The sequence below is a fragment of the Actinoplanes sp. NPDC024001 genome, assembly GCF_040638955.1.
Taxonomy (GTDB): domain Bacteria; phylum Actinomycetota; class Actinomycetes; order Mycobacteriales; family Micromonosporaceae; genus Actinoplanes.
Map to the genome: position 1 here is coordinate 18537 of NZ_JBEZZB010000066.1, position 16240 is coordinate 34776.

A 16240-nucleotide genomic window follows, 5' to 3' on the forward strand; every position below is an offset into this window, starting at 1 on the left:
CGTGACTACCGCTGCCCCGCCGCAACCACGCCGGCTCTACCGGCCGCGCGACCACCGGATCGTCGCGGGCGTCGCCGTCGGCCTGGCCCGCCACCTCGGCCTGCCGGTGCTGGCGGTGCGCATCGCGCTGGTCGTCCTGCTCGGTTTCAACGCCCTCGGCCTGCTTCTCTACGCGGCCTACTGGGCGGTCGTGCCGCAGGAGGCCCGCGGCGACGAGGAACCGGTCCGCCGCGACTTCGGGGCGCTCATGCCGTTCGCCGCGATCGGCCTCGGCGTGGTCCTGCTCCAGGCGCTGGTCTTCGACGACCAGGTGGCCACCACGGCCGGCTGGATGATCGCGGTGATCGCGGTCGGCGCCGGCGTGATCTGGCATCAGTCCGATCCCAGCCGGCGTGACCAGGGCGCCGACAACAACATCGCCTCGGCGCCGTGGTTCGCCGCGTTCGTGTCCGAGAACGATCGGCGGTCGTTCGTCTTCCGCTTCATCGGCGGCGGGATCCTGGTGGCGGTCGGCATCATCGGCGTCATAGCGGTGTACGCACCGACCGAGTCGCTCTCCGCGGTCTTCAACGGCGTGATCTTCGCGTTCGTCGGCCTGCTCGGCGTCGGTGTCGTGGTGGCGCCGCTGGTCTGGCGGACCTTCGGGCAGCTGCGGGCCGAGCGCGAGGGCCGGATCCGGGAGCAGGAGCGGGCCGAGCTGGCCGCCATGATCCACGATCAGGTGCTGCACACCCTGGCGCTGATCCAGCGCAACTCCGCCGACATCAAAGAGGTGCAGCGGCTCGCCCGCGGGCAGGAGCGCAGCCTGCGCAACTGGCTCTACCGGCCGACCGGCTCGCCGAACGAGCGCTTCGCCGCCGCCCTGGAGCAGGCCGCCGCCGAGGTCGAGGACACCTTCGCGATCACCGTGGAGACCGTGGTGGTCGGCGACACCCAGTCCGACGAGCGGGTGATGGCACTCGTCGCGGCCGCCCGGGAGGCGCTCGTCAACGCCGCGCGGCATGCCGGCGTACAGACGGTTTCGCTCTACGCCGAGGTGGAGGAGGATGAGCTCAGCGTCTTCGTCCGCGACCGCGGTGCGGGCTTCGAGCTCGGCGGCGTGGCGGAGACCCGCCACGGCGTACGAGGATCGATCATCGGGCGCATGCAGCGACATGGCGGGCGCGCCGAGATCCGCAGCGCGCCCGGTGACGGTACAGAGGTGCGTCTCATGCTTCCCGTCTCCCGGGAGAGCGTGACCGCCGGTAAGGAGCAGGCACGATGACCGAGCCCGTGGCGCAGCCGGAGAACCACCGGCTGACCGTCTTCCTCGTCGACGACCACGCGATGTTCCGCGCCGGGGTGCGGGCCGAGCTGGGCCAGCACGTCGAGGTGGTGGGGGAGGCCAGCACGGTCGCCGAGGCGATCAATCGCATCGCGGCCGTCCAGCCGGACGTGGTCCTGCTCGACGTGCACATGCCGGACGGTGGCGGCCGTGCCGTGCTGGAGTCGGTGCGGCGCTCCCATCCGCAGGTCCGCTTCCTCGCGCTCTCCGTGTCGGACGCGGCGGAGGACGTGATCGGCCTGATCCGGGCCGGTGCCCGGGGTTACGTCACCAAGACGATCTCGCCGGACGAGCTGGCCGCTGCGGTGCGGCGGGTGGCCGACGGCGACGCGGTGTTCAGCCCGCGCCTGGCCGGCTTCGTGCTGGACGCGTTCGCCTCCCGCCCGGACGTGCCGGTCGCCGACCCCGAGCTGGACCAGCTCACCAACCGCGAGCGCGAGGTGCTGCGGCTGCTGGCCCGGGGGTACGCGTACAAGGAGATCGCGAAAGAGCTGTTCATCTCCATCAAGACCGTCGAGACGCATGTCTCGAACGTGCTGCGCAAACTACAGATGAGCAACCGCTACGAGCTGTCACGATGGGCGGCTGACCGACGCCTGGTCTAGGGTCCGTCAAGCGAGTTTCGCATCAGTCTGTACGGCTGCGTTTCGTGGCCGAACGGACACGAGCCGACGTACGTGCAGGTCAGGACGGTCAGATCTGCCGAAAGAACGATCTTTGCGTCGGCGCCGGGACGTAAACGGCTAATATCGGCTTGATAACGGCGCTCATTGGTTTCCGTGCCCCTGTGTCACAGTGGCAGCTACTCACACAACCCCTCGTGAGCGCCCCTGAAGGAGGCACTCCCATGCCTGGGAAAAGCCCATGGAAGATGGCGGTCGGTGCGACCGCCATCGCCTTGTTGGCCGCCGGTTGCGGCGGCGGCGGGTCCGATGACTCGTCCGCCGCGTCGAATATTGTCTCGATCGGTATCGGCGAGCCCCAGCACCTGATTCCGTCGAACACGACGGAGTCGAACGGTGCCGAGGTTCTCGCGTCGCTCTACTACCCGCTGGTCGACTTCGACGCGCAGAACCAGCCGGTTGAGGTCGCCGCGGAGTCGATCACGCCGGACAAGACCAACACCACCTGGACCGTGAAGCTGAAGCCGGGCTTCACCTTCCACAACGGTGAGCCGGTCACCGCGCAGAACTACGTCGACGCCTGGAACCTCGGTGCCTACGGCCCGAACGGCCATGGCGGTTCCTACTTCTTCGAGAAGATCGACGGCTACGCCGACCTTCAGTCGAAGGACCCGGACGGCGAGGAGGGCCCGCAGAAGGCGCCCGAGCCCAAGGCCAAGAAGCTGAGCGGGTTGACCGTCGTCGACGAGACGACCTTCACGATCAAGCTCTCGCAGCCGTTCGCCGGCTTCAAGTCGGTCCTCGGCTACACCGTGTTCTACCCGCTGCCCAAGGCCGCTTTCTCGGCTGACGGCGTCGTCGCCGAGGGCTTCGAGGACGCTCCGATCGGCAACGGCCCCTTCAAGATGAAGGGCAAGTGGGAGCACGACTCGCAGATCGTCGTGGAGAAGGTCGCCGACTTCAAGGGCCAGGTCCCGAAGATCGACGGCATCACCTGGAAGATCTACCAGGAGGACACCGCCGAGTACGCGGACCTCGTGGCGGGCAACGTCGACGTGATGACCCAGATCCCGATCGAGAGCCTGGCGAAGGCCTCCGCCGACCTGGGTGACCGCTTCAAGAAGAGCCCGAACTCCTCGTTCCAGTTCGTCGGTTTCCCGACGTTCCAGAAGGAGTTCGCGGACGTGAACGTCCGTAAGGCGATCTCGATGGCGATCAACCGCCAGGAGATCACCGACCAGGTCTTCCTGGGTTCGCAGACCCCGGCGACCTCGTTCGTGTCCCCGGTTGTCGCGGGCTACCGCCCGAACACCTGTGGCGCTGCGTGTGAGTACAACCCGACCGAAGCCAAGAAGATGTACGACGCGGCCAAGGGCCCGTCCGAGATCAAGATCACGTACAACGTCGACGGTGGCCACAAGGCCTGGGTCGACGCCACGTGCAACCAGATCAAGGCTTCGCTGGGCGTCAACTGCACCGGCCAGGGCGAGCCGAAGTTCGCCGACCTGCTGACCAAGGTCGAGAAGAAGGAGCCGGTCGGCCTCATCCGCCTCGGCTGGCTGATGGACTACCCGCTGATGGAGAACTACCTCGGTCCGCTGTTCAGCACGACCGGTGGCTCCAACTACTACGGGTACAGCAACCCCGCCTTCGACAACCTGGTTGCCGCCGGTTCCGCGGCCGCGACGCCGGAGGAGGCCATCAAGAAGTGGCAGGAGGCCGAGGACATCCTTGTCAAGGACATGCCGGTCATCCCGCTGCGTAACGGCCAGAACGTCTTCGGCTACTCGGAGAAGGTCAACAACGTCGAGGTGGACCTGTTCCAGAAGGTCAACCTCTACAAGATCGAAGTAGTCGGTTGATCTAACCGGTCGGACGGTGGTGGCGTCACGGAGATTGTGCGACCGTGGCGCCACCGCTCTGTTTCATCCCACTCTCCTCGTCGCCGTGCTCACGAGGCCGGCGCTCTTCCGCGGAAGAGGCTAAACCCGAATGTTCCGCTACATCGTGCGGCGCTTACTGCAGATGGTGCTCACCTTCTTCGGTGCCACCTTCGTAGTCTTCGCGCTGATGTTCGCCAACCAGGACGACCCCCTCCAGGCGTTGGCGGGCGAACGGCCCATCACTGAGAGTCAGCGGCAGGCGCTGACCGAGCGTTACCACCTGGACGAGCCCTTTATCGCCCAGTACTGGCATTACATGAAAGGCCTGCTGACTGGCGATTTCGGTCAGTCGCTCACCGGCCGGCAGATCGGCGACATGCTGGAAGCGGCCTGGCCGGTCACCTTCCGGCTGGCGATCCTCGCGGCCGTGATCGCGGCTGTCATCGCGATCCTGGCCGGTGTCATTTCCGCCATCCGGCGCGGCGGTGCCTTCGACAACGTCACGCTGATCTTCACTCTGATCCTGCTGTCCATGCCGATCGTCGTGATCGCGCCGCTGGCGCAGCTGCTCTTCGGCATCCAGCTCGGCTGGTTCCCCCCGACCTCGGGCGCCGACCCGAGCCTCTGGGCGTTGCTGCTGCCGGCACTCGTGCTGGCGAGCTCGGTCTTCGCGACGCAGTTGCGGGTCACCCGGACCTCGGTCGCGGAGAACCTGCGTGCCGACTACGTGCGGACCGCCAAGGCCAAGGGTTTGGCCTTCAAGCGGGTCATCTCGGTGCACGTGCTGCGTAACTCGCTGATCCCGGTGATCACGCTGATCGGTGTCGACCTCGGCAACCTGATGGCCGGCGCCATCGTGACCGAAGGCGTCTTCAACATTCCCGGCGTGGGCTTCAACCTCGCGCGTGGCATCCGGACCGAGGACGGTCCGCTGGTGGTCGGCTTCGTGAGCGCCCTCGTGATCGTCTTCTTGGTCGCGAACCTGCTCGTCGACCTTCTGTACGCCGCTCTCGACCCCAGGATCCGCTATGAGTGACTTGAACTCGGTGACCGCCGCCGAGGCGCCCGATCAGATGTCGACGCAGCCGCGGCCCCGCCGCGGCAAGCAGGACAAGCCCCGCAGCCTGGCCGGTGACGCCTGGAACGATCTGCGCAAGAGCAAGATCTTCTGGGTCGCGATCGTCCTGGTGGTGGTGGTTCTCCTGATGGCCGCCTGGCCGTCGCTGTTCACCTCGGCGGATCCGCGTGACTGCGCCCTCAGCCGGAAGTTCGGCGGGCCGACCGGCGGCGCGATCTTCGGCTACGACTTCCAGGGCTGTGACGTCTACGCCCGGACCGTCTACGGCGCGCGGAACTCGATCATCGTCGGCATCGTGTCGACCGCGATCGCCGGCGTGATCGGCATCGTCGTCGGCCTGTCCTCGGGCTTCTTCGGCGGCGCGGTCGACGCGGTGCTGTCCCGCTTCATCGACATCATGCTGGCCATCCCGTTCCTGCTCGCCGGCATCGTGCTCTCCTCGCGGCTCTCCTCGGACCCGAACGACGACGGCCTCATCGCCGTGATCCTGACGCTCGGCCTGCTGACCTGGACCACCGGAGCTCGCGTCATGCGCTCCGCGGTGATCTCGGCGAAGAACCAGGACTACGTCGCCGCGGGACGCATGCTCGGCGCCGGACCCGGCCGGTTGATGCTGCGGCACATCCTGCCCAACTCGATCGCGGCCTTCATCGTCGTGCTGACCATCCTGCTGGGCGTCAACATCGGCGTCGAGGCGACCCTGTCGTTCCTCGGTGTCGGGCTCAAGGGCGACGCCATCAGCTGGGGCATCGCGATCTCCGAGGCCACCGGCACCGCCCGTGTGGCGGCCGCCCCGCTGGTCTGGCCGGCGACCTTCCTCGGCCTCACGGTGCTGGCCTTCATCATGCTGGGCGACGCCATCCGCGACGCCTTCGACCCGAAGTTGCGGTGACAGCGGCATGACCGACTGCACCGAGCGGCACCAAGCCGCAGCTGCCCCTTCGACCTCGCGGGCGAGGGCCAGGAGGGCATGCCCGAGGAGACACTGTGACTGATATCAAGGCGCAAATGGACGTCATACCCGGCGTCGACCCGCGCGCACCTCTGCTCGAGGTCAACGACCTGCACGTCGAGTTCCGCACCCAGTACGGCGTGGCCAAGGCCGTCAACGGTGCGAACTTCTGGCTATCCCCCGGCGAGACCCTCGCCATCCTGGGCGAGTCGGGCTGCGGCAAGTCGGTGACCGCTCAGGCGATCATGGGCATCCTGGACAGCCCGCCCGGATTCATCACCAAGGGCGAGGTCCGCTACCGCGGCGTCGACCTGCTGAAGCTTCCGGAGGAACAGCGCCGTAGGGTGCGGGCCAACCGGATCGCGATGATCTTCCAGGACGCGCTCTCCGCGCTGAACCCGGTCTACACGGTCGGCTTCCAGCTGGCCGAGGTGTTCCGGATCCACCGCGGCATGTCCCGCGGCGACGCGAAGAAGCGGGCGATCGAGCTGCTCGACCAGGTCAAGATCCCGGCCGCCAAGGCCCGGGTCAGCGACTACCCGCACCAGTTCTCCGGTGGTATGCGTCAGCGCGTCATGATCGCCATGGCGCTCGCGCTGGACCCGGAGGTGCTGATCGCCGACGAGCCCACCACGGCGCTCGACGTCACCGTGCAGGCGCAGATCATGGGCCTGCTCGCGGAGCTCCAGCAGCAGCGGAACATGGGCCTCATCCTGATCACGCACGACATGGGCGTGGTCGCGGACGTCGCCGACCGGATCTCCGTGATGTACGCGGGCAAGGTCGTCGAGGAGGCCGCCGTCTACGACATCTACTCGCGGCCGGCGCACCCGTACACGCGGGCGCTGCTCGAGTCGATCCCGCGGCTGGACATGAAGGGTCAGCAGCTCAACGTCATCCGCGGTCTGCCGCCGGCGCTGACCGACATCCCGAAGGGCTGCGCCTTCAACCCCCGGTGCCGTTACGCGAAGGACCCGTGCCGCCAGGATCCCGCGCCGCCGGCGTACGCCGTGGCGCCGCACCGTACCGCCCGTTGCCACTTCTTCCGGGAGGTCCTCGGTGAGTGACGTCGTCCTGGAGACCAAGGGTCTCGTCAAGCACTTCCCGATCACCCAGGGCATCGTCTTCAAGACCAAGGTCGGCGCGGTCCAGGCGGTCGACGGGGTCGACCTCCAGCTGCGCCGCGGTGAGACGCTCGGCGTCGTCGGCGAGTCCGGCTGCGGCAAGTCGACGCTGGCGAAGCTGCTGGTCGGTCTGGAGAAGCCCACCTCGGGCTCGATCATGGTCCGGGGCCAGGACATGGTCCGGCTCAAGGGCAACGAACTGCGCCGGGCCCGCCGCAACATCCAGATGGTGCTGCAGGACCCGTACACCTCGCTCAACCCCCGGATGACGGTCGGCGACATCATCGGCGAGCCGTTCGAGATCCACCCGGAGGTCGTCCCGCGCAAGGGCCGTGAGCGTGCCGTGCAGGACCTGCTCGACACGGTCGGTCTGAACCCGGACCACATCAACCGCTACCCGCACCAGTTCTCCGGCGGTCAGCGTCAGCGCATCGGCATCGCCCGGGCGCTGGCGCTCAAGCCCGAGATCATCGTCTGCGACGAGCCGGTCTCCGCGCTCGACGTGTCGATCCAGGCGCAGGTCATCAACCTGCTGGAGCGGCTGCAGGACGAGTTCGGGCTGTCGTACATCTTCATCGCGCACGACCTGTCGGTGGTCAGGCACATCTCCGACCGGGTCGCCGTGATGTACCTCGGCCGGATCGTCGAGCAGGGCTACGACACGGAGATCTACGACCAGCCGACGCACCCGTACACGCAGGCGCTCCTGTCAGCCGTGCCGGTTCCGGACCCGCGCCTGCGCGGTCACCGGGACCAGATCGTCCTGGAGGGCGATGTGCCGTCGCCGGCCAACCCGCCGTCGGGGTGCCGGTTCCGGACCCGGTGCTGGAAGGCGCAGAGCGTGTGCGCGGAGAAGGACCCGATGCTGCAGACCCGGGAGCGTTCGCCGCACCCGAGCGCGTGTCACTTCGCCGAGATCCGCGACGTGGTGCACGGGCACTGACGTACCGCGAAGAAGGCCGGGAGATCGTTGATCTCCCGGCCTTTTCGTGTGGGCAGGAGGTGCCGCATCCTGCCCAACGAGGAGGCGGATCGAGCCGGTGTCGCCGAGGGGCGGGAATTGGATCATTCGGCGCCTGATTCGGCCACTAGATCACCCGGATCTGACCGAAAGTACGTCTTCGAGAACTTAGAGTTATTTGTCCGATCTGTCATCGTCTTAACCACGGAGGGAACAACCACCGACGAAGGGGAAAGACGATGAACAAGGTGATGCGGACACTGACCATGGCCGGCCTGGGCCTGCTGGCCGGAGCGTCGATCGGGGCGCCGGCGCTCGCGACGGACAGCGGCGCGACGGCGGCGGAGAAGCCGCGGAAGAGCCAGGTGCAGCAGGACTTCGGGCGCGAGCGGATCGCCGGCTTCTTCCGGTCCTACCGGGCCTGCCACCAGGCCGGCCGGATCGGCGACTGGGCCGGCAAGTGGGACAGCTACGACTGCGACCCGGTGCGCTTCGGCTTCCGCCGGGGGATGGTCGTCCTCAAGGTCGAGCGTGACCGGTTCCGCCACTTCCGCGGGCACGACCGCCACGACTTCCGCGACGGCTTCCGCGGCCACGACCGGGACGGTTTCCGCGGGCACGGCCACGACGGCTTCCGCGGCCACCGCTGATCAAACGAGCAACCGCCTGGCCGGGCCCGTTTCGGGCCCGGCAGCGGCGTTTCCGGGGACTTCTCAGCCGGTCAGAGCGGACCGCGGCCGGAGCGCAGCAGCAGCAGGGCGACCTGCGTGCCGTCCGGGCCCAGCGCGGTCCGGAAGCGCTCGACGATCTCCCGCTCCCGGGCCAGCACCAGCCGCGTGCCGCCGCTGGCCATGCGAGTCTTGCCGACCTCCTGGGACAGGCTGGCACGCTCCAGCCAGAGGTCGATGATGGCCTGATCGATCTCGTTGATCCGCTCGCGCATCTCGCGGATTCTCTCGGCGGCCGGCTCCTGGCCCGCGCCGGTTGCCTGGTCCATCACGTCGGCGGTCATGTCCTGCTCCTCGGGTGCTGGCGCCCCGGTCGACGACCCGGCCCGGGCAGCATCAAGCCCCGGGCGGGGAGGCCCGGGGCTTGATGTAGGTCTGTCGTTCAGGAGCGACCTACGGCAGCCGAGCCTCGGGTGCCGTAGTAAAAAAATCGCGCCTGCGGGATCACGTTGCCGAGTATGCCCCTGCCCCGGACGGTCCCGCAAGGAAACCGCCCGAGTGTTGGGACAAGGTTTCTGCTGGTCTCTTACGGTGCGGTCGAGATGCGGTTGGCCGGACCGGGCGCGATCGGGCCGGTGGCGAGGTACGCGACCAGCGCGTCCACGTCGAAGCCCGGAGCGGTGACCCGCCCGGTGCCCACGGTCAGGTTGCTGAAGCCGTCGCCCCCGTTGGCCAGGAAGTCGTTGGTGGTGACCAGATAGCCGGCAGCCGGGTCGATCGGGGTGCCGTTCAGCGCCAGGTTGCTGACCTTCGAGCCGGGCGCCGCCGACGCGGACCAGGTGTAGGTCAGGCCCGCCGACACCTGCAGGATGCGCTGGGTGGTCTGCCCGGCGAAGCCGACGAACTGCTGCTCCAGCACGTTCTTCAGCTGCGCCCCGGTGAAGCTCTGGGTCACCACCAGGTTGTTGAACGGCTGGACGGTGAACGCCTCGCCGTACGTGACCTGGCCGAAGGCCTCCCCACCGGAGGACTGGTCGGCGTCCAGGTCGGCGCGGATGCCGCCCGGGTTCATCAGGGCGATCTGTGCGCCGGCGCCGCGGGTGTAGGCGAGCTGCGCGTCGGCGATCACGTCGCCGAGCGGGCTCTCCCCGGCCGCGTTGGGCGCGCGCAGGATGTCGGCGCTGATGCTGCCGACGATCTCGTTGGCGATCGGGGCGACGGCGGCACGGTACTTGTCCGCCACCGCCTTCGCCGCCGCGTCGACGGTGTCGGGGTTGCGCACATAGGCGCCTCCGGCGTCGCGCAGCCAGCCGCCGTTGCCGTCCGGCACGCCGTTCTCCACGATGACGTTCTTCGCGGTGATCGCCGAGAACTTACCGGTCCGCCGATCGAGCGTGTAGTCGATGTCGGTGATCAGCTGGCCGTTGCTGCCGGCGCTGGTGACGATCGTGTCGGCGCCCTTGCTGTTCGGCAGCTTGCACGAGTAGAAGCGGTGCGTGTGGCCGGAGATCACGATGCTGATCGCCGGGTTGAGGCCGGCCACGATCGGCACCACCGGGCCGGTGAAGTTGGTGCAGTCCGACACGCCGGGCGTCGGGGTGGCCGAGCCCTGCGAGCCGCCCTCGTGCAGCAGCAGCACCTGCGCCTTGACCCCGAAGAGGCTGAGTAGGTTGCTCCACTTGTTGGCGGTCTCGACCTCGTCGGTGAAGCGGACGTTCGCGATGCCGGCCGGGTTGACGATGCTGGGGGTGCCCTCCAGCGTCATGCCGATGAAGCCGACCGGGACGCCGCTGACGTACTTGATGTCGATCGGCGGCAGGATCGGCAGGCCGGTCTTCTTGTCGATGGTGTTCGCCGCGAGATAGGTGAACCGGGCGCCCTGGTAGCCGTCGCCGTCCTGGCAGCCGTCGACCGGGTGGCAGCCGCCGCGCTGGATGCGGATCAGCTCGGCCACGCCCTCGTCGAACTCGTGGTTGCCGACCGAGCTGACCTGCAGCCCGATCTCGTTCATCAACTCGATCGTCGGCTCGTCATGGAAGGCCGCGCTGACCAGCGGCGTGCCGCCGATCAGGTCGCCGGCCCCGGCGGTGATCGTCTGCCGGCCCTCGGCCTTCGCCTCGGCGCGCAGCTTCTTCAGGTACGTCGCCAGGTATTCCACCCCGCCGGCCGGGGTGCTCGTCCCGCCCGCGTTGACCACCGCGCCGCTGCCGGTCGGTGGGTCGATCGCCCCGTGGAAGTCGTTGTAGCTGAGGAACTGACCCTTGACGGTCGAGCCCTTCGGCACGTCGTAGGCGGCCGACACCGGGGCGAACTCCGGCGGCGGCGCGGCCGCGGCGGTCTGCGCGGTCGGGATCGCCGCCACGGCGCCGGCGGCGGCCAGGAGGGCGGCGGTAAGCACGGCCCGTCCCCGGCGCTGGTAGAGAGGCATCATCGATTCCCCGATCGGAGTGTTTTCAGCCGACCTGCACAGCCTCATGGATCAGTTCATCGAGCGCTACCACTTCGAGGTGACATCGCTGCGGAATTTCTGTCGGGGGGTCGGCATACACTGGCTCCCGCGATGCGACCTACCTCAGAACCTTCCGAAGCCCTGTTCTCCCTGCCTGCGGTGCGGGCTCCGGAGGCACCCCGGCCGGCGCCCCGGCGGTTGGACCCCGAGTCCCTGCTCGTCGGGCTGAACGGCCCTCAGCGGGACGCGGTGACCCACTCCGGGGCACCGCTGCTGATCGTGGCCGGCGCCGGTTCCGGCAAGACCCGGGTGCTGACGCATCGGATCGCCTATCTGCTGGCCGAGCGGGACGTGCATCCCGGCCAGATCATCGCGATCACCTTCACCAACAAGGCCGCCGGCGAGATGAAGGAGCGGGTCGCCCACCTGGTCGGTCCGCGGGCCCGGCTGATGTGGGTGTCGACCTTCCACTCCGCGTGCGTGCGGATCCTGCGGGCCGAGCACGAGCACGCCGGGCTGAAGAGCACCTTCTCCATCTACGACGCGGACGACTCACGCCGGCTGATGCAGCTGGTCGCCCGCGAGCTCGACCTCGACCCGAAGCGGTACACCGCACGGGGTCTCGCCGCCCAGGTGTCGAACCTGAAGAACGAGCTGGTCGGGCCGGAGGAGTTCAAGCAGAGCGCCAAGGGGCCGAACGAGCGGGCCGTCGCCGAGGCGTACGAGTTGTATCAGCGCCGGCTGCGCGAGGCGCACGCGCTCGACTTCGACGACATCATCATGGCCACGGTGCACCTCTTCCAGTCGCACCCGCAGGTGGCGGAGGTCTACCGCAAGCGTTTCCGGCACGTCCTGGTCGACGAGTACCAGGACACCAACCACGCTCAGTACATGCTGATCCGGGAGCTGATCGGCACCGAGGACCCGGGCGAGCTCTGCGTGGTCGGTGACGCCGACCAGTCGATCTACGCGTTCCGGGGCGCGACCATCCGCAACATCCTGGAGTTCGAGCGCGACTACCCGGACGCGCGGACCATCCTGCTGGAGCAGAACTACCGGTCCACCCAGACCATCCTCACCGCGGCGAACGCGGTGATCGACCGCAACACCTCGCGCAAGCCCAAGCGGCTCTGGAGCGACCAGGGCGCCGGTGAGCAGATCGTCGGTTACGTGGCCGACACCGAGCACGCCGAGGCCGACTGGGTGGCCCGCGAGATCGACCGGCTCTGCGACAACCACGAGGTGCGGCCCGGCGACGTGGCGGTGTTCTACCGCACCAACGCGCAGTCCCGGGTGTTCGAGGAGGTGTTCATCCGCGTCGGCCTGCCCTACAAGGTGGTCGGCGGGGTGCGCTTCTACGAGCGCAAGGAGGTCCGTGACGCCCTGGCCTACCTGCGGTCGATCGTGAACGACGACGACACGGTGAGCATCCGCCGCGTGCTCAACACGCCGAAACGGGGCATCGGCGACCGGGCCGAGGCCTGCGTCGAGGCGCTGTCGAGCCGCGACCGGATCTCGTTCGGCCAAGCCCTGCGGCACGCCAAGGACGCGCCGGGCATCTCCACCCGGGCGGTCAACAGCATCGGTGACTTCGTGCAGCTCCTCGACGACCTGCGGGAGATGGCGCGTACCGCGCCACCGGAAGAGGTGCTGGAGGCGGTGCTGCAGCGCTCCGGCCTGCTCAGCGAGCTGGAGGAGAGCCTCGACCCGCAGGACCAGGGCCGGGTGGAGAACCTGCAGGAGCTGGTGAGCGTCGCCCGCGAGTACACCGAGCGGGTCGAGGCCCAGGCCGATCAAGACGAGTCCTCAGTCCGGTCAGGGGCGGCGGGCGGGGCGGTTGGCGGGGAAACGGCCGCCACGCTGGCCGGTTTCCTGGAGCAGGTGGCCCTGGTGGCGGACGCCGACCAGATCCCCAGCGACGACCCCGACCACCAGGGTGTGGTCACGCTGATGACCCTGCACACCGCGAAAGGCCTGGAGTTCCCGGTGGTCTTCCTGACCGGCCTGGAGGACGGGGTCTTCCCGCACATGCGGGCGCTCGGCGACAACACCGAGCTGGAGGAGGAGCGCCGCCTGGCCTATGTGGGGATCACCCGCGCCCGGCAGCGGCTCTATCTCTCCCGCGCGGTCACCCGCTCGGCGTGGGGCCAGCCGCAGTACAACCCGCCGTCACGGTTCACCGACGAGCTGCCGGCCGAGCTGGTGCGCTGGGAGCGCACCGGCGGGTCGTACACGTCGTGGTCCGGGACCGGCGGTGGCGTGGGCGGCCGCGGCGGTGGCGACCGCCAGCGCGGCGGGGGCTTCTCCGGCGGCACGCCGAAAGCGCAGCGCATCGCCGAGCGCCTGGGCATCGACGGCAGCAAGCTCGCTACCGCGAGCGAGCTGAAGCAGGCACCCAAGGTCGACCCCGGAGACCGGGTCAACCACCAGAGGTACGGACTGGGCCGGGTGCTCGCCGTGGAGGGCCACGGTCCGGGCACCCGGGCCCAGATCGACTTCGGCGACCAGGTGATGTGGCTGGTGCTGCGGCACGCGCCGATCGAGAAGATCTGACTACTGCTCCGGCGCGGCCGAGCAGCCGGGGATCTCGACGCCCTGCTCGCGCATCCACGCGGTCGGCTCGAGCGGGTTCTGGAAGTGGCCCCGGTGCACCTCGAAGTGCAGGTGCGGCCCGGTCGAGTGCCCGGTCGAGCCCTCGTCGCCGATCAGCTCGCCGGCTTTGACGGTGCGGCCGGCCGCGACGTGGATCGCGGAGAGGTGCCCGTAATGGGTGAGGTAGCCGTTGCCGTGGTCGATCAGGATCGCGTTGCCGTAACCGCCGTTGGGGCCGGCGGCGACCACCACACCCGCTCCGGCGGCGACGATCGGCGCGCCGTGCGGTGCGGCGAGGTCCACGCCGGCGTGCAGGCGGCCCCAGCGCGGCCCGAAACAGGACGTGACGTCGGCGGCGGAGAGCGGGTGCACCCACTCGGCGACCGGGAGCGGGCGCTCCTTGCGCTGGACGGTGGCCGCTGACGGGGCGGTGTCGTGCTCGGCGCCCGTACCCTCGGGGAACTGCTTGCCGGGGGCCTCGTCGCCGACCGGCGCGACGATCGGCAGCGCGGCCGTGGGGTGCGCGGCGGTGATGTGCCCGCCGGGCCCGCTCTCGCCGCTGCCGCCGCCGAGCGGCGCGGCGGTCGCGGAGACGCTCGCGGCGCCGATGCCGGCGGCCAGGGTGGCGCTCAGCGCGGTGACCGAGAGGGCCGAGCGGCTACGGGTCGCGAAGAGCGCGGGGAAGGCGGGGGCGCGGTGACGGTGCAGCAGCTCCTGACGGTGCCGGCCGACCCGGCCTGACGATGAATGCTGCCCCACGCGACGCGACCCCCGGCTTCCGTGACGTTTTGCTGTCACGTACCTGTCGGCGGGTGGGCGTGGGTGACTGACCTAGCGCGGTGCGGTTCTACCAACATGCAACCGGGACGGTTTCGCCCGGCGCTGATCGGGCAAGATCAAGAAGCGGCGGCCTCGGCGGCGGCCATCCCGGCATACACCGACTCGATCTGCAGCTTGATGTCGACACCGCGGCCGGGGGCCTGAAGGAAAACGATCGGGTCGACCGGTGTGCCGTTCTCGTGGATCTCGAGGTGCAGGTGAGTCCCGTAGGAGTACCCGGTGTTGCCGACCTCGCCGATCACCTGACCGGCCTTGACGACGTCGCCCTTCTCGACCAGCAGGCGCCGGGAGTGGGCGTAGATGATCTCGACCCCGTCGTCCTGCTGGACCGTGATCGAGTAGCCGTAGCCGCCGTTGTAACCGGCGCTGGTGACCTTGCCGCCGTGGACCGCCTTGTAGGGCGTGCCCTCCGGCGCGGCCAGGTCGATGCCGGCGTGCAGTTTGCCGAACCGCACACCGTAGGGCGAGGTGAACTGGTAGTCGTCGAGCGGCAGGACGTAGATGTCCTTGGCGGCGGTCTCGGCGTCGACCTCGGCGCCGGCGGCGCGGTCGTTGCCACGGGAGGCGCGGGTGCCCTCCTGCTCGCGCTGGTCCAGAGCGTCGGCGGCGACCTGCGAGGTCTCGAGGCTCTTCAGAACGTCCGGGCTGACGGCCTTGGCGTCCGGCAGGTTGGAGGCTGCGCCGAGAGCGACGACACCGGCACCGACGAAGGCCGAGGTGACGACGACTGCGTAACGGCTGCGCGGAGGGGTGGGAACGCGGCGGCGGCCGCGATAGCGATCGGGCTCAGACGACAAGCGCTGGCGCACGAACAACCCTCCGTCGATGGCATTGCGGCGGCACCGCCAGCTCCCGCTAACAAGCGGTAAACGGTGGTTGGCCGGGCCGTCGCTGTGGGGGAACCTGTGCGACAGCCGTGGGCCACGGTAACGAAACGGCCGCTGGGTCACAAGTCGCAGCGCCAATTTCGTGACAGTTCCTGGTCAGCATTGATCAGCGATTGTCCGAATTGGTGACCTTTTCCGAAGGCTGATATGGCGACCCAGCGTGATCACCCATAAAACGGAAAGTAATGTGACCGAGAGAACTGTTCATCCGGTCCGGCGTCTCCCGCCTGGTGCTACCCCGGCCCGGCCTCGCGGGTTACCGTTCGTTCAGGTGACCGCGTGAGAGGTGCCCGGCACCGCAGTCGGAGAGCCCGAAGGGGTCAGCATGCAAGCACGGATCAGGGTCGTCGTCGCCAAGCCCGGGCTGGACGGGCACGACCGCGGTGCCAAGGTGGTGGCGCGGGCGTTGCGCGACGCCGGTATGGAAGTCATCTACACCGGGTTGCACCAGACGCCCGAGCAGATCGTGGAGACCGCCATCCAGGAGGACGCCGGCGCGATCGGCCTCTCGGTCCTCTCCGGGGCGCACATGACGCTCTTTCGGAGAGTGCACGAGTTGTTGGCGGAACGTGACGCGGACGACATCGTGGTATTCGGCGGCGGCATCATTCCGGACGACGACATCGCGGAATTGAAATCACTGGGCGTAGCCGAGATATTCACTCCGGGTGCGACCACCGCGTCCATCGTCGAATGGGTACGCGCCAATGTCGGAGCGCCGGTGGCCTGATTCACGCCGCGGGACACATCGCCGCGGGTTGGTCGATCCGCAAGGGGAGAGGCCGGACGCACCCCTCACACGTCCGGCCTCTCTATGCGCGATGCCCCGCCGCCACCCCTCGACCGACAGGGCATCGGC

At 68.7% G+C, this 16240-nt stretch carries 14 protein-coding genes; 10 read left to right on the top strand and 4 right to left on the bottom strand.

Translation table 11 applies throughout. From position 1 onward, the window contains the following. The first annotated feature begins 1 nt into the window (after position 1). The 8 genes from AB0F81_RS25055 to AB0F81_RS25090 all read left to right on the top strand — a co-directional run bounded on the left by AB0F81_RS25055 (position 2) and on the right by AB0F81_RS25090 (position 8595). Positions 2-1264, top strand: coding sequence for a PspC domain-containing protein (locus AB0F81_RS25055; protein WP_360200962.1), 1263 nt, complete (start codon positions 2-4; stop codon positions 1262-1264). Continuing rightward, positions 1261-1929, top strand: a complete 669-nt coding sequence (locus AB0F81_RS25060; protein WP_360200964.1) for a response regulator transcription factor — start codon at positions 1261-1263, stop codon at positions 1927-1929. Before AB0F81_RS25055 ends, AB0F81_RS25060 begins: the two co-directional genes overlap by 4 nt. A 242-nt stretch (positions 1930-2171) precedes the next feature. Beyond that, complete coding sequence (locus AB0F81_RS25065) at positions 2172-3809, top strand: ABC transporter substrate-binding protein (protein ID WP_360200965.1); 1638 nt, start codon at positions 2172-2174, stop codon at positions 3807-3809. Between the two features lie 130 nt (positions 3810-3939). Next, positions 3940-4866 carry an ABC transporter permease gene (locus AB0F81_RS25070; RefSeq protein WP_360200966.1) on the top strand — a complete coding sequence of 309 codons (927 nt, stop codon included), beginning with the start codon at positions 3940-3942 and terminating at the stop codon, positions 4864-4866. Further along, positions 4859-5800, top strand: coding sequence for an ABC transporter permease (locus tag AB0F81_RS25075; protein WP_360200968.1), 942 nt, complete (start codon positions 4859-4861; stop codon positions 5798-5800). Before AB0F81_RS25070 ends, AB0F81_RS25075 begins: the two co-directional genes overlap by 8 nt. Positions 5801-5916: 116 nt before the next feature. Further along, on the top strand, positions 5917-6927 hold the full coding sequence (locus AB0F81_RS25080; RefSeq protein ID WP_360200970.1) for an ABC transporter ATP-binding protein: 1011 nt from the start codon (positions 5917-5919) through the stop codon (positions 6925-6927). Continuing rightward, positions 6920-7927: a dipeptide ABC transporter ATP-binding protein gene (locus AB0F81_RS25085; protein WP_360200972.1), complete on the top strand. Its 1008-nt coding sequence runs from the start codon at positions 6920-6922 to the stop codon at positions 7925-7927. Before AB0F81_RS25080 ends, AB0F81_RS25085 begins: the two co-directional genes overlap by 8 nt. Positions 7928-8184: 257 nt before the next feature. Then, positions 8185-8595 carry a hypothetical protein gene (locus AB0F81_RS25090; RefSeq protein WP_360200974.1) on the top strand — a complete coding sequence of 137 codons (411 nt, stop codon included), beginning with the start codon at positions 8185-8187 and terminating at the stop codon, positions 8593-8595. 71 nt (positions 8596-8666) lie between these two features. Here the strand turns inward: AB0F81_RS25090 and AB0F81_RS25095 are convergent, their stop codons facing one another. Together AB0F81_RS25095 and AB0F81_RS25100 are read right to left on the bottom strand one after the other, a co-directional pair. Next, positions 8667-8957: a chorismate mutase gene (locus tag AB0F81_RS25095; protein ID WP_360200976.1), complete on the bottom strand. Its 291-nt coding sequence runs from the start codon at positions 8955-8957 to the stop codon at positions 8667-8669. Between the two features lie 242 nt (positions 8958-9199). Then, positions 9200-11041, bottom strand: coding sequence for a bifunctional metallophosphatase/5'-nucleotidase (locus AB0F81_RS25100; RefSeq protein ID WP_360200978.1), 1842 nt, complete (start codon positions 11039-11041; stop codon positions 9200-9202). A 132-nt stretch (positions 11042-11173) separates the two neighbouring features. Between AB0F81_RS25100 and pcrA the strand changes: the two genes are divergently transcribed. Continuing rightward, positions 11174-13615 (top strand): DNA helicase PcrA, encoded by a 2442-nt coding sequence (gene pcrA / locus AB0F81_RS25105; protein ID WP_360200980.1) that lies wholly within the window; start codon positions 11174-11176, stop codon positions 13613-13615. Here pcrA and AB0F81_RS25110 read toward each other — a convergent pair whose 3' ends face one another. Further along, a complete protein-coding gene (locus AB0F81_RS25110; protein ID WP_360200982.1) occupies positions 13616-14413 on the bottom strand; it encodes a M23 family metallopeptidase in 798 nt (265 codons plus the stop codon). Positions 14414-14550: 137 nt separating this feature from the next. After that, positions 14551-15303: a M23 family metallopeptidase gene (locus AB0F81_RS25115; protein ID WP_360200983.1), complete on the bottom strand. Its 753-nt coding sequence runs from the start codon at positions 15301-15303 to the stop codon at positions 14551-14553. Positions 15304-15706: 403 nt separating this feature from the next. Here AB0F81_RS25115 and AB0F81_RS25120 point away from each other — a divergent pair, with 403 nt between their 5' ends. Next, positions 15707-16111 carry a cobalamin B12-binding domain-containing protein gene (locus AB0F81_RS25120; RefSeq protein ID WP_360200985.1) on the top strand — a complete coding sequence of 135 codons (405 nt, stop codon included), beginning with the start codon at positions 15707-15709 and terminating at the stop codon, positions 16109-16111. Positions 16112-16240: the final 129 nt, after the last annotated feature.